Raw genomic sequence first — 19,597 nt, 5'->3', positions numbered from 1 at the left:
ACGGCGACCCGCGCCAACTTACGAGCGGGGCGCCGGGCCTCCATACGGTCTAGACCCGCGGCTCGGGGTCGTACTGGATGCCCCGGCGGACCTGGCGGGCGCGCTCGACGCCGACGAGCCGCACGACGAGGTGGAATGCCATGTCGATGCCGGCCGAGACGCCGGCGCTGGCGATCACGTCACCGGAGTCGACGTAGCGGTCCTCCCGCCGGAGCTCGATGCTCGGGTCGAGCTGAGCGAGGGTGTCGAGCTGGCCGTGGTACGTCGTCGCGGGCCGGTCGGTGAGCAGTCCGGCGGCGGCGTAGACGAGCGAGCCCGTGCACACGCTGGTCATCAACGGCACGTCGCGGCGCCAGGCCCGCACGCGGTCGAGGTGCGCCGGGTCCTTGACCTGGGGCCGCGTGCCACGCCCGCCCGAGTGCAGGAGCACCTCGAGCGGCTCGACGTCGTCGGCCGAGTGCTGTGGGGCGATCGTCATGCCCTTCGCGCAGGTCACCGGGGCGCCGTCGACGGAGAACAGGGTCGCGACGTAGCCGTCCTCGGAGAAGTTCGCTGTCCACCACGAGAGGACCTCCCACGGGCCCACGGCGTCGAGCTCCTCGACGCCGTCGAAAAGCAGGATCCCCAGTCGCTTCACCTCGGGCGCGCTCACGGCTCCAGCATGCCGCGTCACCTCGGGGCTGCCGGGACGTGAAAACGCGGGCGGCCGGCGTCAACGTCGCGTCCACACCGGGCTCGCGGGACCCGCGCGAGCGGAGGCTCGGTGATCGGCACACCGCCGTCGGGGCGGTGTCGACGTCGAAGGGGACCCGGTGCTCGACCTCCTCTACGCGGGCGTGGTGATCGTGGTCTTCGCGATCCTGCTGCTCGTCGTCCGTGGGCTGGACCGGCTGTGAGCGCCGCCGCGAACGTGCTCGGCGGCCTCGTGGCCCTGGGCCTGCTGATCTACCTCGTGATCGCACTCGTCCGCCCGGAGAAGTTCTGATGGCCGGGTTCGCGCAGGTCGGCGTCCTGCTCGTGCTGCTCGCGGCGGCGTGGCGTCCCCTCGGCGACTGGATGGCGCGCGTCTACACCGAGGAGCGCGACTGGGGAGTGGAACGCCTCGTCTACCGGGTGGTGCGCGTCGACCCCCGCTCCGAGCAGCGGGCGAGCACCTACACCGTCGCGATCCTCGCCTTCTCGTTCGCCGGGATCGTGCTGCTCTATCTGCTGCAGCGCCTCCAGGGCCTGTTGCCGTGGTCGTTCGACCGCGGGCCGGTGGAGGCCGGGGTCGCGTTCAACACCGCGATCTCGTTCGTCACCAATACGAACTGGCAGTCCTACGTCCCCGAGACGTCCATGGGGCACGCGGTCCAGATGACCGGCCTGACGGTGCAGAACTTCGTGTCTGCCGCGGTCGGGATGGCCGTGGCGGTCTCCCTCATCCGCGGGTTCATCCGTAGCCGGACCGACCGGCTCGGCAACGCCTGGGTCGACATCGTCCGTGGCTGCACGCGGATCCTGCTGCCGATCGCCGCGGTCGCCGCCGTCGCCCTGGTGGCGACGGGCGTGGTGATGAGCCTCCGATCCGGCGTGGACGTCCTGGGGCCCGACGGCCGCCCGTCGACCATCGCGCTCGCGCCGACCGCCTCCCAGGAGTCGATCAAGGAGCTCGGCACCAACGGCGGCGGCATCTTCAACGCCAACTCCGCGCACCCGTTCGAGAACCCGAACCCGCTCTCGAACCTCTTCGAGATCTTCCTGCTCCTCGTGATCCCGGTCGCGCTCACGCGCACCTTCGGCCGCATGGTCTCCTCGATGCGCCAGGGCGTCTCCCTGCTGGCCGTCATGGCCGTGCTGTGGGGCGGCATGCTCGCGGTGATCTGGACCGCGGAGGCGACCAGCCCGTCGTTCGCGGGCGCCAACATGGAGGGCAAGGAGGTCCGCTTCGGCATCCCCGGATCGGCGCTCTTCGCGAACTCCACGACCGGCACCTCCACCGGCGCGGTCAACTCGCTGCACGACAGCTTCTCCGCCTTCGGTGGCGGTGGCGCCATGCTGAACATGCTGTTCTCGGAGATGACGCCGGGCGGGGTGGGGACGGGGCTCTACTCGATCCTGATCGTCGCGATCGTCGCGGTGTTCCTCGCCGGTCTCATGGTCGGGCGCACCCCCGAGTACCTCGGCAAGCGTCTCGGTCGCCGCGAGGTGACGTGCGCGGTGGTGGTCGTGCTGACGATGCCCGCGCTGGTGCTGCTCGGCACCGGGCTGGCGATCGCGTTGCCGTCGACGGCCGACGCCATGACCAACTCCGGTCCGCACGGACTGTCGGAGGTCCTCTACGCCTACGCGTCGGCCGCGAACAACAACGGCTCGGCGTTCGGTGGCCTCACCGTCACCAGCGGGTTCTTCCAGACCACACTCGGGGTCGCGATGCTGCTCGGCCGGTTCCTGCCGATCGTCGCGGTGCTCGCCCTGGCCGGGCTGCTCGCCCGCCAGACCCGCGTCGCCCCCTCAACCGGGACGCTCTCCACCGGCACGCCTCTGTTCTCGGTGCTCGTCGCGGGCACGGTCGTGCTCGTCGCGGCGATCACCTTCCTCCCCGCCCTCGCTCTGAGCCCCCTCGCGGAGGGACTGGCATGACCACCGTCCACGACGCCCGCCCGCCCGCCGAGGCCGAGCAGCTCCATGCGACGCGCACCGGCCGGGCCGTCGGCGCCGGCGCCTTCCGCCCCCGGCAGCTCCTCGAGTCGCTACCCACCGCGCTGCGCAAGCTCGATCCGCGCCACCAGCTCCGCAACCCCGTGATGTTCGTGGTGTGGGGCGGTTCGGTCGTCGTCACCGTGTCGGCGATTCTCGACCCGAGCGTGTTCGCCTGGTCGATCGCGCTCTGGCTGTGGTTCACCGTCGTGTTCGCGAACCTCGCCGAGGCCGTGGCCGAGGGCCGTGGCCAGGCACAGGCCGACGCCCTGCGCTCCACCAGGACCGACACCGTGGCCCACCGGATCGGGCCGGACGAGCTCGTCGAGGAGGTCCCTGCCACCGACCTGCGTGTCGGCGACCGCGTGGTCGTCGAAGCCGGGCAGGTCATCCCCGGAGACGGCGAGATCGTCGAGGGCATCGCGACGGTCGACGAGTCGGCGATCACCGGAGAGTCCGCGCCCGTGGTCCGCGAGTCCGGGGGCGACTTCTCCTCGGTCACCGGGGGCACCACCGTGCTCTCCGACCGCATCGTCGTGCGGATCACCGCGAAGCCGGGCGAGTCGTTCGTCGACCGGATGATCGCGCTGGTCGAGGGCGCGCAGCGGCAGAAGACGCCGAACGAGATCGCCCTGACCATCCTGCTCTCGGCGCTGACGATCGTGTTCCTGCTCGCGGTGGTGACGCTGCAGCCGATGGCCGGCTATTCGGGTCAGCTTCAGTCGCTCGTGGTGCTGGTGGCCCTGCTGGTCTGCCTCATCCCGACGACGATCGGCGCGCTGCTGTCCGCGATCGGTATCGCGGGCATGGACCGCCTCGTGCAGCGCAACGTGCTGGCGACCTCGGGCCGTGCGGTCGAGGCCGCCGGCGACGTGTCGACGCTGCTGCTCGACAAGACCGGAACGATCACCTACGGCAACCGGCGCGCCACCGCCCTGCACCCGCTGGCGGGCGTCCGCGGCGCCGACCTCGCCGCGGCCGCCCGCCGGGCGAGCCTCGCCGACAGCACGCCGGAGGGCCGCTCGATCGTCGAGCTGGTCGCCCGCAACCACGGCCTGCCCGCCGAGGCGAGCGCCTACGAGGCCACGGCGGAGTTCGTCCCGTTCAGCGCCACCACGCGGATGTCGGGCGTGAATCTCGACGGCCGCGCGCTGCGCAAGGGCGCCACCTCCGCGGTGATCGCCTGGCTCGGCCCCGAGAGCGCCACCGACACCGACCGCGCCGGCCTCGAGGCGATCAGCACCGCGGTCGCCGAGCGCGGCGGCACCCCGCTGGCCGTGGCGGACGGCTCGCGGGCGCTCGGCGTCGTGGAGCTCTCCGACGTCGTCAAGCCCGGGATCGCGGAGCGGTTCGCCGAGCTGCGCACGATGGGCATCAAGACCGTCATGATCACGGGCGACAACCCGGTGACGGCGCGGGCCATCGCCGCCGAGTCGGGCGTCGACGACGTCCTGGCCGAGGCCACCCCGGAGGACAAGCTCGCGCTCATCCGCGAGGAGCAGGCTAGTGGGCGCCTGGTCGCCATGACCGGTGACGGCACCAACGACGCGCCCGCCCTGGCGCAGGCCGACGTCGGCGTCGCGATGAACTCGGGGACGGCCGCGGCCAAGGAGGCCGGCAACATGGTCGACCTCGACTCCGACCCCACGAAGCTCATCGGCGTCGTCGAGGTCGGCAAGCAGATGCTGATCACCCGGGGCGCCCTGACCACGTTCTCGCTGGCCAACGACCTCGCGAAGTACTTCGCGATCCTGCCCGCGATGTTCCTGGCGATCTTCCCGCAGCTCGCCGCGCTCAACGTGATGCAGCTCGCCACCCCGCAGTCGGCGATCCTCTCGGCGGTGATCTTCAACGCGCTGGTGATCGTGGCGCTAATCCCGCTCGCCCTGCGCGGCGTGCGCTTCCGGCCGGCGTCGTCGGACCGTCTGCTGCGCCGCAACCTGCTCGTCTACGGGCTCGGCGGCGTCGTCGTCCCGTTCCTGGGCATCTTCGCCATCGACCTCGTTGTCCGGCTCGTGCCGGGGATCGGCTGACCGTCATGACCAGCACCACCACCTCCGCCACCGCCGCCGCCGAGGCCTCGCGCGAGGCGCCGGTCACCGGCCGGCAGCTGCGGCGCCAGCTCGGCGCCGCGGTCCGGGTCCTACTCATCCTCACCGTGCTTCTCGGCGTCGTCTACCCAGCGGTCGTCTGGGGCGTCTCACGCCTGCCCGGACTGCACGCGAACGCCGAGGGTTCGGTCCTCCCCGGCGGCAGCTCCTCGCTCATCGGCATCGACCCGGTGCCGGCGAACCCGGCGGCAGACCCCTGGTTCCACACCCGCCCCTCGGCCTCGGCGCCCGACGACGCGATCGCCGGGCTCGGCCCCGCGGACGCCACGACGTCCGGGGGCTCGAACCTCGGCGTGGCCGCCGAGGACCTGGGGACGGCCGTCGAGGAGCGACGCGCGGCGATCGCCGCCCGCGACGGCGTCGATCCGTCCGCGGTGCCACCGGACGCGCTCACCGCCTCGGGCTCCGGGCTCGACCCGCAGATCAGCCCCGAGTACGCGGCTCAGCAAGCTCCGCGCGTCGCCCGGGTCACGGGCCTGCCGGAGGACCGGGTCCGCGCGCTGGTCGCCGAGGCCACCGCCGGGCGGACGCTCGGGTTCCTGGGCGAGCCCCGGGTGAACGTGCCGGAGCTCAACGCGTCCCTCCTCTCGGCTGCTCCGGGGGCCCGGTCGGGAGTTTCCGGTGCAGGATGACGAGGTGACCTCCGATCCGTCGCCGCGCCGGGGTGAACTGCGGATTCACCTCGGCGCGGCGCCGGGCGTCGGTAAGACCTACGCCGCGCTGAACGAGGCCCGTCGCCGCCTCGAGAGGGGCACCGACGTCGTCGTCGGGCTGGTCGAGACCCACGGACGGGCCCGGACCGCCGAGCTGCTCGAGGGCCTCGAGGTGCTGCCCCGCGCGGTCCTCGACCACAGGGGCACGGCCCTCTCCGAGCTCGACGTCGACGCGGTGCTCGCGCGGGCACCCGAGGTGTGCGTGGTGGACGAGCTGGCGCACTCGTGCGCGCCGGGCTCGCGCCACGCGAAGCGCTGGGAGGACGTCGAGGAGCTCCTCGCCGCCGGGATCGACGTGATCTCGACGGTCAACGTGCAGCACCTCGAGTCGCTCGGCGACGTCGTCGAACGCATCACCGGAGTGCGCCAGCGCGAGACGATCCCGGACGCCGTGGTGCGTGCCGCCGACCAGATCGAGCTCGTCGACATCACGCCCGAAGCCCTGCGCCGGCGCATGGCGCACGGCAACATCTACAAGTCGGAGAAGATCGACGCCTCGCTCGCCCACTACTTCCGCACCGGGAACCTCATCGCGCTGCGCGAGCTCGCGCTGCTGTGGGTCGCCGACCAGGTCGACGTCGCCCTGCAGCGCTACCGCAGCCAGGAAGCGATCTCGGAGGTCTGGGAGGCCCGCGAGCGGGTGGTCGTCGCGGTCACCGGGGGGCCCGAGAGCGCGACCGTCATGCGCCGGGCAGCGCGCATCGCCCGCCGGGCCGGATCGGCCGACCTGCTGTGCGTGCTCGTCCTGCGCAGCGACGGGCTGACGGGGCCGCGGGACCCGGGCAGCACCGGTGTCGAGCTGCGGCGCCTCGCCGAGGACGTCGGGGCGTCGTTCCACACCGTGGTGGGCGACGACGTCCCGGCGGCGCTGCTCGACTTCGCCCGCGCCGCGAACGCCACCCAGTTGGTGCTCGGCACCTCGCGGCGCTCGCGGTGGGCGCGGGCGTTCGATCCCGGGATCGGTGCCCGGACGACCGCCGAGTCCGGCAACATCGACGTCCACCTCGTCACCCACGACGAGGCCGGGTCCGCACCGCGCCGGCGGATGTCGCTGCCCGCGCGGCGCCATGCGTTCGGCTGGCCGGCGGCGGTGATCCTTCCGGTGAGCGCCACGGTCATCGGGGTGGTGCTGCGGGAGTCGGTCGACCTGTCCACCGACGTGGTGCTGTTCTTCCTCGCCACCGTGGTCACGGCCATGATCGGCGGGCTGGCGCCCGCACTGGTCGCGGCGCTGGGCGGCGGGCTGCTGCTCAACGTCTTCCTGACGCCGCCGCTCTACACGCTGTCCGTCGCGCAGCCGGAGAACGCGTTCGCGATCGGCGCGATGGTGGTGGTCGCGCTGCTCGTCGCCGCCGTCGTCGACCGCGCGGACCGCCGCACGGGCCAGGCCACGACCGCGCGCGCCGAGGCGGCACTGCTGACGTCGTTCGCCCGCGTGGTGCTGTCGCGCTCCGACCCGCTGCCCAAGCTCCTCGAGCGTGTCCGCGAGGCGTTCGGGCTGACGACGGTGGCGCTGATGGAGCGGGGCGCGCGCGGCTGGGAGGTCACGGCGTGCACCGGCGACGTCCCCTGCCGGCGGCCCGCCGAGGCCGACGTCGACGTCGAGATCGACGAGGGCGTGCACCTCGTGGGCACCGGGCGCACGCTCACCGCACCCGAGAGCGCCCTGTTCACGACGGTCAGCGGCCAGGCCCTGCTCGCGCTGCGCAACCGGCGGATGGCCGCCGAGGCCTCGGACGCCCAGCGACGGGCCGACTCCGCGGGTCTGCGGACCGCCCTGCTCTCCGCCGTGGGGCACGACCTGCGGACGCCGCTGACCGCGATCAAGGCGGCCGCCGGCAGCCTCCGCGACCCCACGCTGCGCATGTCCACGACCGACCGCCAGGAGCTGCTGGCGACCGTCGAGGAGTCGGCCGACCGGCTGACCGGGCTGGTCGACAACCTGCTCGACTCCTCGCGTCTGGCCGCCGGCGGCGTCACCCCGATCACCACGCCGGTCGGTCTCGACGAGATCGTCGCCGCCGCTCTGGCGGGCGGCCACGTCGACGCGGACCGGGTCGTCGCCGAGGTGGCCGAGGACCTGCCCGACGTGCTCGCCGACGCCGGGCTCGCCGAGCGCGTCGTCGCCAACCTCGTCGACAACGCCCTGCGCCACGGCGGCGAGGGCACTGTCGCCGTGCGCGCCAGCGCCTACGCCGACCGCGTCGAACTGCGCGTCGTCGACACCGGGCCGGGCGTGCCGCGCAAGCAGCGCGACCGACTCTTCGCCCCGTTCCAGCGCCTCGGGGACCGCAGCGCCACGCCCGGGGTCGGCCTCGGCCTGCACGTGGCGCGCGGCTTCACCGAGGCGATGCACGGCACGCTCGACGCCGAGGACACCCCCGGCGGCGGCCTGACGATGGTGCTGTCTCTGCCGGCGGCGCCGACACCGGCCCTGATCGGATGAGCCGCGTCCTCGTCGTCGACGACGACCCGCACCTCCGCCGCACCCTGCGCATCAACCTCACCGCGCACGGACACACGGTCGTGCTCGCCGCCGACGGCGCCGCCGCCCTGCGCGCCGCGGCCGAGCACCCGCCGCCGACGTCGTCATCCTCGACCTCGGGCTGCCCGACATGCCGGGGCTGGAGGTCCTCGCCGGGGTGCGCGGGTGGAGCGCGGTGCCCGTGATCGTGCTGTCGGCGCGCACCGACTCGGCCGACAAGGTCGCCGCCCTCGACGCCGGCGCCGACGACTACATCACCAAGCCCTTCGGGGTCCCCGAGCTGCTCGCCCGGCTGCGGGCCGCGGTCCGGCGGGCGGCGGCCGTCGCCCCGGACGGGACGCCCGTGGTCGAGACCGCGAGCTTCACCGTCGACCTCGTCGCCAAGAAGGTCGTGCGCGACGGGGCCGAGGTGCACCTGAGCCCCACCGAGTGGGGCGTGCTCGAGCACCTCGTCCGCCACCCCGGGATGCTCGTCACCCAGCAGCAGATCCTGCGCGAGGTGTGGGGTCCCGCCTACGGCACCGAGGGCCACTACCTGCGGGTCTACCTCGCGCACCTGCGCCGCAAGCTCGAGCCCGACCCCGCGCGCCCGCGGCACCTCGTCACGGAGGCGGGGCGGGGGTACCGCTTCGAGCCGTGAGCAGGCCGGCGGCCGTGACCAGGAGGAGCGCGGCGAGCCCGACGAGGACGGCGGTCAGGCTGACGAGCCCGAGGAGCAGGCCCACGACGGCCGGAGCGATCACCGCCGCGAGCGCCCCGACGGCGACGACGACCGTCAGCGCCTCCCCGGAGCGGTCCGGGGCGATCTCGGCGGTCCACACGGCGAGCACCGCGGCCCCGCCCATGATCCCCGGCGCGAAGACGACCGCGGCGCCGAGCGCCACGAGGGCGGAGCCGGCCCCCGCGCCGAGGATCACGAGCGACGCGGCGATCGACAGCAGGCACGCCGCGGCGACGCGGACCGTGCCGAACCGCGCGCACCAGCCGCCCGTACCGAGTGCGACGAGGCCGACCAGCCCGACGAGGACGTAGAGCGCGCCCGCGAGCCCGGCGTCGAGCCCGCCGCGCCGCAACATGTCGGCGGCCCAGGTGAAGAACGTCGTGACGCCGACGTGGAAGGCGATGGAGTAGAGGGTCGGGACCGCGAGGCCGCGCAGCGGGATCCGTCCCGCCGGCCCGGAGCGCGAGGGCCGCACCGCGGGGGTCCCGCGCAGGTTCAGCAAGCCGGCGGCCGCAGAGGCGACCGCGATCGCCACCCACACCAGCCGCCAGCCGGGCACGCCCATCACCACGAGCGCGACGAGCCCGGAGATCACCAGGCCCCCGCTCGTCCCGGTGCTGATCACGGCCAGCACCCGCGGGCGCCGCAGCACGTCGACGACGGCGGCCGCGAGGTCGGAGTACGCCGCCCACACCCATCCCGCGGCGCTGCCGGCGAGCACGGTGCCGACCGCGAGCACCGCCGGCGACGGCGCCACGGCGGCGAGGATCCCGCCGACCACGCCGCACACGCTCCCGACCGTCGTCGGGGCCCGCGGCCCGAGGCGACGGCTCAGCACCGGCGCGAGCAGGAGGCCCGCGAGGTAGCCGGCGAAGGACGCGGAGGCGATGAGGCCGAGGACCGCGTCGTCCAGGCCGTCCGCCGAGAGCGACGGGTCGTCGCGCAGCGCCGGCAGCGTCAGACCGAACGCGTACCGGCCCATCCCGTAGGCCACGCCCACCACCGCGGCCCCCGCGACGGTGAGGCGGAGCTCCGGGGTGCGCACGGCGGCGATCCTCGCTCACGGAAGCGGTGACGCGCCCGGGCGAGCCCGGTCACCACCGGGAACTCGCCGGCTCCCGGACCCGTTGTCGCGGGTGTCCGGTTCGTCCCACTCCGCCCCAGGTGAGCAGATGACACGCCGTCGACGACCTCGACGACCCGCCCCCCAGGCCCTGGCGTGACCGAAGCGCTGTTGCTCCTCGCCGCGGCGGTGCTCGTCGTGGCCTGCGGTGTCTTCGTCGCGGCCGAGTTCAGCTTCGTCGGCGTCGACCGCGCCGCGGTGGAGCGGGAGGCCGAGCACGACCGCCGCGCGCAGGGGGTCCTCGCCGCCCTGCGCTCGCTGTCCACCCAGCTCTCCGCCGCCCAGCTCGGCATCACGATCACCAACCTCGCGATCGGCTTCCTCGCCGAACCCGCGATCGCGCGCCTGCTCACCGGCCCCCTCACGGCCCTCGGCCTGAGCGGGTCCGGCGCCTCGGCGGTGTCACTGATCGTGGCGCTGTCGCTCTCGACCGCGGTGACCATGATCTTCGGCGAGCTCGTCCCGAAGAACCTCGCCATCAGCGAGCCCCTGCGCACCTCGCGCACCGTCCAGGGCGTCATGCGGGCCTTCACCACCGTCACCCGCCCGCTGGTGCTGGTCCTCAACAACACCTCGAACGTGCTCGTGCGGGCCGTCGGCGTGGAGCCCACCGAGGAGCTGGCGTCGGCCCGCTCCGCGGAGGAGCTGTTCTCACTGGTCCGGCGCTCGGCCGCCCAGGGAACGCTGCCCGACGACACGGCGACGCTCGTGCAGCGCACGCTCGCGTTCACCGAGCGGCACGCCGCCGACGTCATGACCCCGCGCGGCGCGATGGACACCCTCGCACCGACCGACACCGTCGCGACGCTGCTCGAGCGGGCCGCGTCGACCGGTCGCTCGCGCTTCCCGGTCCTCCCCGACGACACCGCCCACGCCACCACCGACGACACCCCGCCCGGCGTGATCGGGGTGCGCGACGCGCTCGGCGTCGCCGAGGACGACCGCGCGACCACGACCATCGGCGCGCTGGCCCACCCGCTCGACGCGGTGCCCGAGACGCTGGACCTCGACCGGCTGCTCACCCTGCTGCGCGCGGCCGACGTCCCGCTCGCGCTGGTGGTCGACGAGTACGGCGACCTCGCCGGCCTGGTCACGCTCGAGGACCTCGTGGAGGAGCTCGTCGGCGACGTACGCGACGAGCACGACCCGGGCACTCCACCCGGGGCCCGCCTCGACGACGACTCCTGGCGCTGCGACGGCCTGCTGCGCCCCGACGAGGCGTCGACGCTGCTGGGCTGGTCGCTGCCCGAGTCCCCCGAGTACGACACCCTCGCCGGCCTGCTCGCCGAGCACCTCGGGCGCGTGCCCGAGGAGGGCGACACCGTCACCGTCACCGCCGCCCGCCCGGGCGCCGAGCTCGGCGAGATCGAGGAGTGCGAGGTCCGCATCACCGTGGAGACCACCGAGCGCTGGCGGGTCACCGCCGTGCGCCTCGACCTGCTCGGCGTGCCGGAGGTGTCCTCGTGAGCATCGGTGCCGGGATCGCCACCGCGGTCGTGCTGCTCGCGGTCAACGCGTTCTTCGTCGGCGCGGAGTTCGCGCTGATCTCCGCCCGCCGGGCCTCACTGGAGCCCCGGGCGGCGACCTCGTGGGCCGCCCGCGTCACGGTGCGGGCGATGGAGAACGTCTCGCTGATGATGGCCGGCGCGCAGCTGGGCATCACCATCTGCTCGCTCGGCCTCGGCGCGCTCGGCGAGCCCGCGATCGCCGCCGCGATCGAGCCGGCCTTCGCCGCGCTCGGCCTGCCCGAGGGTGCCGTGCACCCGGTCGCGTTCGCGATCGCGCTGCTCATCGTCGTGTTCCTGCACGTCACCGTCGGCGAGATGGTGCCCAAGAACATCGCGCTCGCGCTGCCCGACCGCGCCGCGCTCGTGCTCACGCCGCCGCTGGTCGCGGTGGTGACCGTGCTGCGCCCGTTCCTCTGGGTGCTGGGCGGCGTGGCCAACGTGACCCTGCGGGCGATGCGCGTCGAGCCCCGCAACGAGATGACCAGCGCGTTCAGCCGCGATGACGTCGCCGGGCTGGTCGAGCAGTCACGGGCCCACGGACTGCTCGACCGCGACGAGGCGGCGCTCGTGCACGGCGCGCTCGAGTTCTCCGACATCACGGTGGCCACGGTCGCCGAGGACGACGTCGTCACCGCCCGCCCCGATGCGACGGTGGCCGAGCTGGAGGCCCTCGCCCACGCGCGCGGGTTCTCCCGCCTGCCGCTGCGCGACGAGCAGGGCTGGCGGGGCTACGTGCACGTCAAGGACCTGCTCGGCCCACCCGCGCCACCCCGGGACGCCCCGGTGCCGGCGCACCTGGTCCGCCCGCTGACGACGCTGGGCGCCGACGTGCCGCTGGCGGAGGCGTTGACGGGGATGCGGCGTAGTGGGGCGCACCTCGCCCTGGTCGACGACGGAGACCGCCGGCCCCGTCGCATCGTCGCCCTCGACGACGTCCTGGCCGCCCTGGTCGGCGACATCCACCACGCCGGAGCGAGCTAGGCCTTCACCGCCAGCACGGGCACCTCGGCCTCCAGCAGCAGCCGCTGCGCGACGTCGCCGAGGAACGCCTTGCCCACCGGGCTGCGGCGGCGGACGCCGATGACGAGCAGGTCGACGTCGGTGTCCGACTCCAGCCGCTCGAGCACCGCGTCGCCGTCCTCGACCCCGGAGGTGCGGTCGACGACGGTGACCGGCGCGCCGGCCGGGACGGCGAGGGGCCCGGCGCGCAGGTTCAGCGCCACGACCGCGGTGTCGCGTCGGGCCGCCTCGGCCAGCGCGGCACCGAGCGCCACGGCACCCGTGCCGTCGTCCGTGACGGCTACCAAGATCGTCATCGATCCCCCGAGGTGTGTGAGCCGACCACGCTACGGCGTGTACCTCGGCGAGCACGCGCGGACACCTTCCGTCTGTAGTGTGCGATACAGACCTCAAACCTCCTGAACCGGACACTCGGCGTACCCGTACGAACGTTCAGGAGGCTCCGTGAGTCAGAGCGACGCCGCGCCCGCCGGCGCGGCACCACCGATGCGCCGCATCGCGATCGCGAGCATGACCGGCACGGTGATCGAGTTCTACGACTTCTTCATCTACGGCACCGCGGCTGCGCTCGTGTTCAACAAGGTCTTCTTCCCCTCGCTGGGGGCGGCTGCCGGCACGGCGCTGGCGCTCGCGACCTTCGGCGTGGCCTTCGTCGCCCGCCCGTTCGGCTCGGTGCTCTTCGGACACTTCGGCGACAAGCTCGGACGCAAGCGCACGCTGGTGACGACGCTGCTGCTCATGGGCCTCTCGACGCTGGCCATCGGCCTGCTGCCCACCACCGGCGCCATCGGCATCGCCGCCCCGATCCTGCTCGTGCTGCTGCGCATCCTGCAGGGCCTCGCGGTCGGCGGAGAGTGGGCCGGCGCCACGCTGCTCACCGCGGAGAACTCGCCGGGCAAGACGCGCGGCAAGTACGCGCTGTTCCCGCAGCTCGGTCCGTCGCTGGCGTTCGCGCTGGCCAGCGCCACCTTCCTGGTCACCGCGCTGACCATGAGCAACGAGTCGTTCCTGGCCTGGGGCTGGCGGGTGCCGTTCATCGGCAGCGTCGTGCTCGTCGCCGTCGGCCTGTACGTGCGGCTCGCCATCACCGAGACCGCGGCGTTCATGGCCCGGGAGAAGACGACGAGCACGCGCATGCCGGTCATGGAGGTGCTGAGCACCCACACGGGCCGGGTGCTGCTCGGCGCGGGGTCGACGATGGCCGTGTTCGCGTTCTTCTACATCGGCGTCACGTACCTCACGAGCTACGGCACGCAGGAGCTCGGTCTGCCGCGCACCACGGTGCTCGCCATGGGGATCATCGGTGGCCTCGTCTTCGCCGCGACCACCATCGCGGGCGCGATCCTGTCCGACCGCGTCGGGCGGCGAAAGATGATCATCATCGGCAACGCGTCCGCCATCGTCGGCGGGATCATCGCGTTCCCGATCCTCGACATCGGCACCGCGTGGGCGTTCGGGCTGGGGCTCTCGGTGGTGCTCGGCGTCGTCGGCATCGCCTACGGTCCGCAGGGCGCGCAGCTCCCGGAGCTCTTCCCGACGCACTACCGCTACACCGGCGCCGGCATGGCCTACAACCTCGCCGGCGTCCTCGGGGGCGGCGTCGTCCCCCTGGTCGCGACGGCGCTGGTCGCAGGACTGGGGTCGAGCCTCGCGATCGGCGTGCTGCTCGCCGGCCTGTCGGTGATCAGCCTGCTGTGCACGATCGCGCTGCCCGACACCAACGCCGAGTCCATCACCTCCACGCCCGCGCGCGCTGCGGCGTGAGCACGGCCGGACGAGCGTTCCGTCCGTCCCTTCCGGGACGCTCGTCCGGCCCGTAGCCTGCCCCTCACCCGCGCTCCGGCGGCCGGATCGAGGACGGCGATGGCTCCCCACGACGTTCCACCCTCGCCGACCGTCTCGCCCTTCCTTCTCGCCGAGCCCGGTGCCGTCAGTCGGCGCATCGAGGCGCTCGGTATCCCGCGTCCCGTCCGCCCCGGTGAGCACCTCTACCGGCAGGGCGAGCCGTCGTCGTCGTTCCACGTCGTGGTCAGCGGCCGGGTCCGGGTCCACATGCTGCGTCCCGACGGCACGGTGCGGGTGATCTCCTGGGCCGAACCGGGCGCGAGCCTGGGCGAGGGCGTCTGCTTCGACGGCGGCCTCAACCAGGTGTCGGCCACCGCGATCACACCGTGCGAGCTGCTCGTCGTCGGCCGCGACGCCCTGGTCGCCGCCGCCCGCGACGAGCCGGAGCTGCTCGTCGAGATCGTCCGCCGGGTGTCCTACAAGCAGCGGATCCTGCACCTGCACGTGTTCCTCGACGGCCTGCCCGCCCGTGAGCGGGTGGTGCTGCTGCTCGGGCACCTCGTCGAGGCCTACGGCGACGGCGCGCTCGGGACGTCGGCCCGCCTGTCCGTGCGGCCGCCGGTGGACGAGCTCGCGCTGATGGTCGGGCTGACCCGGGTGACGCTCAGCCGCGAGCTCTCACGCCTCGTCGCCGAGGGCGTGCTGGTCAAGGACGGGCGCAGCATCGTGGTGCGCGACCTGCCGACCCTGCGGCGGCGCGTGGACGCGGTCGCCGTCTAGGCACCAGCGCACCGGCCCAGCGCACCGGCCTCGGCGGGGTCGGCCTCAGCGCATCAGCGGGCGCGTCCGGTGCAGGACGATCCGCACGGCCAGCGGGGCGCCGGCCGGCAGCAGGGTCGAGCCCAGGGCGCCGATGACCAGCAGGACGACGGACCCGGTGTGGACCCCGATCGCGAGGGGCACGACACCGAGCAGCAGAGTCGTCACCAGGCCCGCGAGCAGCATGAGGTGACCGACGCCGAGACGGCGCTTCCTGGGGATGCTCACCCGGCGGACGAACCGCGGGTCCTGGGCCGCCAGCGCGCGCACCATCGCGTCGAAGGGGGCGCGGTAGGGGTCGACGGCCCGTTCGGCGGCGGTCTCCCCGGCGACCCGGTCCGGGTCCTCTGGCTGCTCCACGTCCTCAGGATGCGTCAGGGACCGGGGGCCTACACCGTGTCCTCGGCCACCGGCACCTGGCGTCGACCAGCGGAAATGCTGCGACCGCATCCCCGTGACACCGAGACCGCGACCGGACGCCCTCGCCGCACCACGGCGACCGCCCGGCCGACGGGGGTCGTGGACGCCCGCCGGGCCGGCCGCCGACCGCCCGCTCACCGTGGGCCGACGCGCCGGAGCACCTCCTCGATCGCGCCGCCGAGGCCCTCGCTGGAGTCGCCGACGATCGCGCGCAGGTAGATGCCGTCGCCCACCGCGGCCACCAGGTCGGCGGCGAAGGGGTCGCCGAGCTCGTCGGTGAGCGCCGCCCGCCACCCCGCCAGGCAGCGGCGTGTCGCCTCCGCCGCGCGGGGCTCGGTGGTCGCGAGCTTGATCAGCGCGACCGTCGCCCGGTAGACGGGGCTGCCGGCGGCCGGCTCGTCGACCGACGTGCGCAGGTAGTACCGCGCCACCCCCTCGGGGGCGGACCGGGCCGCGGCGAGGTCGTCGTCGTTGAGCGCCCGGGCCCGCGCGAGCAGCCCCTCGAGCAGGGCCTCCCGCGACCCGAAGTGGTAGAGCAGCCCGCCCTTGGAGACGCCCGCGGCGCTCGCGACGGCGTCGAGCGTCACGGTCTCGGGACCGGAGGTCACGACGAGGTCCGTGTACGCGTCGAGGATCCGGTCGCGCTGTGACGGGCGTGGCACGGCGTTGACACTAGACCGTCCAGCCGGTGTAGTTTCGCCGTCCTTGGAAACTGCACCGTCTGGACGGTGCATCCACTCTCTCGGAGGCTCGTCATGTCCCGCCGGTCGCCCACGCTCGCGCTGGCCGCACTCGTCCTGCCGGTGCTGCTCATCAGCATCGACATGACGGTGCTGGGGGCGGCGCTGCCGGTGCTCGCGGAGGACCTGGACCCCGGCGCCGCGGAGCAGCTCTGGATCGTCGACGCGTACTCGTTCGTGCTGGCCGGCCTGCTGGTCACCATGGGCACGCTGGGCGACCGCATCGGACGGCGCCGCCTGCTGATGTGGGGCGCGGCGGCCTTCGGCATCGCCTCGGTACTCGCGGCGTTCGCGCCGACGGCCGGCACGCTCGTCGTCGCCCGGGCCCTGCTGGGGCTCGGCGGGGCGACGCTCATGCCCTCGACGTTCTCGCTGATCAAGACCACCTTCCCCGAGCCGCGCCGCCGGGCCACCGCCGTCGCCGTGTGGTCGGCCGCGTTCTCCGGCGGCGCAGCGGCGGGTCCCGTGGTCGCGGGCGTGCTGCTCGAGCACTTCTGGTGGGGCGCGGTCTTCCTGATCAACGTCCCGGTGATCGTGCTGCTGCTGGTGGTCGGCCCGCTCGTCCTGCCCGAGAGCCGGGACCCGCACCCGGGCCCGTTCGACCTCGGCTCGGCGGCGCTGTCGCTCGTCGCGATGTTCCCGCTCGTCTCGGCGCTCAAGACCGTCGCGACCGAGGGCCCGACCGTCGGGGCCGCGCTCTCGGGTGCCGTGGGCCTCGTCGCGGGCACGCTGTTCGTCCGCCGCCAGCGCCGCCTCGCGCACCCGCTGCTGGACCTCGGGCTGTTCTCGCTCCCGTCGTTCTCGGTGTCGGTGACGACGAACCTGCTCGGCGTGTTCGCGCTGGTCGGCCTGCTCCTGCTGCTGCCGCAGTACCTGCAGCTGGTGCTCGGGTACTCCCCGCTCGAGTCCGCGCTGTGGATGCTGCCCGGCTCCGTCGCCGGCGTCACGGGTGCGCTCGTGGCGACGCGCCTGGCGCGCCGGCTCACCCGCCCCGCGCTCGTCGGACTCGGGCTCGGATCCGCCGCGACGGGTCTGGCCCTCGTCGCCGTCCTCGGCGGACTCGTCGGGGTCGTCATCGGGTTCGCCCTGCTCGGGGCGGGCGTCGCGCTCGCGGAGGCGCTGACCAACGACCTGATCCTCGCCGCCGCCCCCGCCGACCGGGCCGGTGCCGCCTCGGCGATCTCCGAAACGGGCTACGAGCTCGGTGGAGCGCTGGGGACCGCGGTGCTCGGCAGCCTCGCGGCGGCCGTCTTCACCGCCCGGACGGGGCAGGAGACCCTCGGCGGCGCGCTCGCCCACGCCGGCACGCTCGGGCCCGGGGCCGGCGACGCGCTCGTCACCGCCTCCCGAGAGGCGTTCGTCGTCGGCATGCAGGGCGCCGCGGCGCTCGGCGCCGCCGTCCTGGCGCTGACGGCGGTCGGGGCCTGGCGATTGCTGGGGCGAGCAGCCGCCTCCGCGGAGCGCGAGCCGGTCGGGGTGTGACCCGGCCCGGCCCGGCGCCGCGGCACGGTTCAGCGCGCGCGGTCTCAGCGGGGCTGGATCTCGCCCATCTCGCCCCAGCCGTCCTGCGGGACGTTCTGGACGTTGATGATCTTCGGCTTCTGCGAGACCCAGTCGGGCGCCTGCTCGACGAACCTCTGGAAGTGGTCGGACTGGACGTGCGCGTCTCCGGCGCCGTCCTGGAACGCCTCGACGAGGACGTAGGTGTTGTCCTCCTCGAGGTGCCGGGACCACTCGAAGAAGATGTTGCCGGGCTCCTGGCGCACCGCGTCGGTGAACTCCTTGACCAGGGACGGGAACTGCTCGGCGTACTCCGGCTTCACGGTCCACTTGACGTTGATCAGGATCAAGGCCGTCTCTCCAATCGTCCGGCGCGCGGCGCCGGGTCGGGGTGCGGTCCGCATCCTCGCGCGGCGGAGCGGGGGTCCGCCACGGACCGTTCCGGTCGTCGACCGCCGGGGCCACACTGGAGGGGTGGAGCCGATGTCGGACGGGCGGTCGGGGGTCCCCGGCGAGGCTCTGCGCGGGCACGTCGCCTACCACGGTTACGACATGCGCGGCGGCCCGCCGGGCGTGCACCGTGGCCTGCCCTCGCCGTACCTGACACTGATCGTCACGTTCGGCGAGCCGCTGGTCATGCGCACTCCGGACGGCGGCCTGGCCCGGCGTCGCACGGCGATCGGCGGCCTGCACACGACGCACGAGGAGATCGTCCACGACGGCCGACAGTCCGGAGTGCACGTCGTGCTCGACCCCCTCGCGGCGCGGGTGCTGCTCGGGCGGCCCGCCTCGGAGCTCGCGGGGATCACCGTCGACGGCGACGACGTCCTCGGCGCCGTGACGCGCGAGCTGGAGGAGCGGGTCGAGGCCGCCGAAGGTTGGGACGGGCGCTTCGCCGCGCTCGACGACGTCCTGCAGCGAGCGCTGGACCACGACTCCCCCGGGCGCCCGATCGCCCCCGAGGTGCGCCGGGCCTGGCGTCGGCTCGTGGGCTCGGCCGGCACGGTGCCCGTGCACGCGCTCGCCGACGAGGTCGGCTGGAGCGAGCGTCACCTCGGCCAGCGCTTCCGCGCCGAGATCGGCGTGGCCCCGAAGGTCGCGGGGCGGATGGCCCGCTTCGACCGCGCCCGGCGCCGCCTCGCCGCCCGCGCGGTCGCTGGCGGACCCCTCGGGCTCGCGGACATCGCCGCCGACGGGGGCTACGCCGACCAGGCCCACCTCACCCGGGAGTTCGGCGCACTCGCCGGCTGCTCCCCCACCCGGTGGCTTGCCGAGGAGATCGGGAACGTCCAAGACGCCGGCACACCCGAGACGACATCGTGAGTGCCATGGACACCTCCTCCACCACCGACGCCAAGACCCCGCCGCCCCAGATCTGGCCCACGCTGGCCGCTCAAGATGCCCGCGCCCTCATCGCGTTCCTGACCGAGGTCCTCGGGTTCGTCGAGGTCGTCGCGTACACCGACGACTCCGGGGTCGTGCAGCACGCCGAGCTGGCCTGGCCCACCGGGGGCGGGATCATGATGGGCCAGCAGCGCCCGGGCACCGACGTGCGCGCGACATCCTCCGGCTCGTTCACCGCCTACGTCGTCGTGCCCGACGCCGCCGAGATCGACGCCATTGCCGCGCGGGTGCGGGACCACGGTGGCGGCGAGGTCACCCAGGGCCCCTACGACACCGACTACGGCTCCCACGACGTCGCCGTGCGCGACCCGGAGGGCAACCACTGGCAGTTCGGGACCTATCACGGGGCGCCCCGGCCGTGAGCAGCGCGGATGCTTCGGATTCCGAAGCATCCGGCCGGATCACCGGACGGCGGCTGAGCGTCCGCCAGGCCGACTGCCGCGTGCGGTGACTCCTCCCGCGGATGCTTCGGTTTCCGAAGCGTCCGGATCAGACGACGGCCGGATCAGGCGACGGCGGCCGATCGTCCGCCGGGTCGGGGTTGTCGGTCGGGGTCGATCCACGAGGGC

At 73.9% G+C, this 19,597-nt stretch carries 18 protein-coding genes and 1 pseudogene; 13 read left to right on the top strand and 6 right to left on the bottom strand.

Annotated elements, in window-relative coordinates; translation table 11 throughout:
* Positions 1-49: 49 nt before the first annotated feature.
* Positions 50-652, bottom strand: a complete 603-nt coding sequence (locus PH189_RS30055; protein ID WP_274192541.1) for a DJ-1/PfpI family protein — start codon at positions 650-652, stop codon at positions 50-52.
* A 240-nt stretch (positions 653-892) separates the two neighbouring features.
* On the opposite strand from PH189_RS30055, the gene kdpF reads away from it, so the two are divergent.
* The 6 genes and pseudogenes from kdpF to PH189_RS30025 all read left to right on the top strand — a co-directional run bounded on the left by kdpF (position 893) and on the right by PH189_RS30025 (position 8,628).
* Complete coding sequence (kdpF, locus tag PH189_RS30050) at positions 893-985, top strand: K(+)-transporting ATPase subunit F (protein ID WP_274192540.1); 93 nt, start codon at positions 893-895, stop codon at positions 983-985.
* Positions 985-2,622 carry a potassium-transporting ATPase subunit KdpA gene (gene kdpA / locus PH189_RS30045; RefSeq protein ID WP_274192539.1) on the top strand — a complete coding sequence of 546 codons (1,638 nt, stop codon included), beginning with the start codon at positions 985-987 and terminating at the stop codon, positions 2,620-2,622. Before kdpF ends, kdpA begins: the two co-directional genes overlap by 1 nt.
* Positions 2,619-4,712: a potassium-transporting ATPase subunit KdpB gene (gene kdpB, locus PH189_RS30040; RefSeq protein ID WP_274192538.1), complete on the top strand. Its 2,094-nt coding sequence runs from the start codon at positions 2,619-2,621 to the stop codon at positions 4,710-4,712. Before kdpA ends, kdpB begins: the two co-directional genes overlap by 4 nt.
* Before the next feature lie 5 nt (positions 4,713-4,717).
* Positions 4,718-5,422 carry a potassium-transporting ATPase subunit C gene (locus PH189_RS30035; protein WP_274192537.1) on the top strand — a complete coding sequence of 235 codons (705 nt, stop codon included), beginning with the start codon at positions 4,718-4,720 and terminating at the stop codon, positions 5,420-5,422.
* A gap of 4 nt (positions 5,423-5,426) precedes the next feature.
* Positions 5,427-7,949: a sensor histidine kinase gene (locus PH189_RS30030; protein WP_274192536.1), complete on the top strand. Its 2,523-nt coding sequence runs from the start codon at positions 5,427-5,429 to the stop codon at positions 7,947-7,949.
* A pseudogene (locus PH189_RS30025) lies at positions 7,946-8,628 on the top strand (response regulator). The gene PH189_RS30030 and the pseudogene PH189_RS30025 overlap by 4 nt, the downstream one beginning before the upstream one ends.
* On the opposite strand, the gene PH189_RS30020 reads toward PH189_RS30025, so the two are convergent.
* On the bottom strand, positions 8,591-9,754 hold the full coding sequence (locus PH189_RS30020; protein WP_274192535.1) for an MFS transporter: 1,164 nt from the start codon (positions 9,752-9,754) through the stop codon (positions 8,591-8,593). The pseudogene PH189_RS30025 and the gene PH189_RS30020 sit on opposite strands and share 38 nt — an antisense overlap.
* Before the next feature lie 174 nt (positions 9,755-9,928).
* On the opposite strand from PH189_RS30020, the gene PH189_RS30015 reads away from it, so the two are divergent.
* Entirely contained in the window at positions 9,929-11,299 is a 1,371-nt protein-coding gene (locus PH189_RS30015) for a hemolysin family protein (RefSeq protein WP_274192534.1), read from the top strand.
* Positions 11,296-12,321 (top strand): hemolysin family protein, encoded by a 1,026-nt coding sequence (locus PH189_RS30010; protein ID WP_274192533.1) that lies wholly within the window; start codon positions 11,296-11,298, stop codon positions 12,319-12,321. Before PH189_RS30015 ends, PH189_RS30010 begins: the two co-directional genes overlap by 4 nt.
* Here the strand turns inward: PH189_RS30010 and PH189_RS30005 are convergent.
* Positions 12,318-12,656, bottom strand: a complete 339-nt coding sequence (locus tag PH189_RS30005) for a universal stress protein (protein WP_274192532.1) — start codon at positions 12,654-12,656, stop codon at positions 12,318-12,320. The two genes, PH189_RS30010 and PH189_RS30005, sit on opposite strands and share 4 nt — an antisense overlap.
* 148 nt (positions 12,657-12,804) lie before the next feature.
* On the opposite strand from PH189_RS30005, the gene PH189_RS30000 reads away from it, so the two are divergent.
* Together PH189_RS30000 and PH189_RS29995 are read left to right on the top strand one after the other, a co-directional pair.
* A complete protein-coding gene (locus PH189_RS30000; protein WP_274192531.1) occupies positions 12,805-14,124 on the top strand; it encodes an MFS transporter in 1,320 nt (439 codons plus the stop codon).
* Positions 14,125-14,223: 99 nt separating this feature from the next.
* Positions 14,224-14,925, top strand: coding sequence for a Crp/Fnr family transcriptional regulator (locus PH189_RS29995; RefSeq protein ID WP_274192530.1), 702 nt, complete (start codon positions 14,224-14,226; stop codon positions 14,923-14,925).
* Positions 14,926-14,970: 45 nt separating this feature from the next.
* Here PH189_RS29995 and PH189_RS29990 read toward each other — a convergent pair whose 3' ends face one another.
* Both PH189_RS29990 and PH189_RS29985 read right to left on the bottom strand, forming a co-directional pair.
* A complete protein-coding gene (locus PH189_RS29990; RefSeq protein ID WP_274192529.1) occupies positions 14,971-15,324 on the bottom strand; it encodes a DUF3040 domain-containing protein in 354 nt (117 codons plus the stop codon).
* Positions 15,325-15,518: 194 nt separating this feature from the next.
* On the bottom strand, positions 15,519-16,046 hold the full coding sequence (locus tag PH189_RS29985) for a TetR/AcrR family transcriptional regulator (RefSeq protein WP_274192528.1): 528 nt from the start codon (positions 16,044-16,046) through the stop codon (positions 15,519-15,521).
* Between the two features lie 93 nt (positions 16,047-16,139).
* On the opposite strand from PH189_RS29985, the gene PH189_RS29980 reads away from it, so the two are divergent.
* The gene (locus PH189_RS29980; RefSeq protein ID WP_274192527.1) at positions 16,140-17,606 is read left to right on the top strand and encodes an MFS transporter; all 1,467 of its coding nucleotides are present in this window, start codon (positions 16,140-16,142) and stop codon (positions 17,604-17,606) included.
* A gap of 44 nt (positions 17,607-17,650) precedes the next feature.
* On the opposite strand, the gene PH189_RS29975 is transcribed toward PH189_RS29980, so the two are convergent.
* Positions 17,651-17,974: a putative quinol monooxygenase gene (locus tag PH189_RS29975; protein ID WP_274192526.1), complete on the bottom strand. Its 324-nt coding sequence runs from the start codon at positions 17,972-17,974 to the stop codon at positions 17,651-17,653.
* 133 nt (positions 17,975-18,107) lie between these two features.
* Between PH189_RS29975 and PH189_RS29970 the strand changes: the two genes are divergently transcribed.
* Both PH189_RS29970 and PH189_RS29965 read left to right on the top strand, forming a co-directional pair.
* Positions 18,108-18,947 (top strand): helix-turn-helix domain-containing protein, encoded by an 840-nt coding sequence (locus tag PH189_RS29970; RefSeq protein WP_274192542.1) that lies wholly within the window; start codon positions 18,108-18,110, stop codon positions 18,945-18,947.
* Positions 18,948-18,952: 5 nt separating this feature from the next.
* The gene (locus PH189_RS29965; protein WP_274192525.1) at positions 18,953-19,390 is read left to right on the top strand and encodes a VOC family protein; all 438 of its coding nucleotides are present in this window, start codon (positions 18,953-18,955) and stop codon (positions 19,388-19,390) included.
* Positions 19,391-19,597: the final 207 nt, after the last annotated feature.

The organism is Actinomycetospora chibensis, from assembly GCF_028737215.1.
Classification (GTDB): Bacteria; Actinomycetota; Actinomycetes; order Mycobacteriales; family Pseudonocardiaceae; genus Actinomycetospora; species Actinomycetospora chibensis.
Note: the sequence above shows the minus strand (reverse complement) of the source record. Positions and strands in the feature narration are given on the sequence as shown.

Excerpts from the sequence above, each read along its gene's own strand:
- kdpA (WP_274192539.1), top strand. The coding sequence starts at position 985 with ATGGCCGGGTTCGCGCAGGTCGGCGTCCTGCTCGTGCTGCTCGCGGCG.
- kdpB (WP_274192538.1), top strand. The coding sequence starts at position 2,619 with ATGACCACCGTCCACGACGCCCGCCCGCCCGCCGAGGCCGAGCAGCTC.
- PH189_RS30035 (WP_274192537.1), top strand. The coding sequence starts at position 4,718 with ATGACCAGCACCACCACCTCCGCCACCGCCGCCGCCGAGGCCTCGCGC.
- PH189_RS30005 (WP_274192532.1), bottom strand. The coding sequence starts at position 12,656 with ATGACGATCTTGGTAGCCGTCACGGACGACGGCACGGGTGCCGTGGCG.
- PH189_RS29995 (WP_274192530.1), top strand. The coding sequence starts at position 14,224 with ATGGCTCCCCACGACGTTCCACCCTCGCCGACCGTCTCGCCCTTCCTT.
- PH189_RS29980 (WP_274192527.1), top strand. The coding sequence starts at position 16,140 with ATGTCCCGCCGGTCGCCCACGCTCGCGCTGGCCGCACTCGTCCTGCCG.
- PH189_RS29970 (WP_274192542.1), top strand. The coding sequence starts at position 18,108 with ATGTCGGACGGGCGGTCGGGGGTCCCCGGCGAGGCTCTGCGCGGGCAC.
- PH189_RS29965 (WP_274192525.1), top strand. The coding sequence starts at position 18,953 with ATGGACACCTCCTCCACCACCGACGCCAAGACCCCGCCGCCCCAGATC.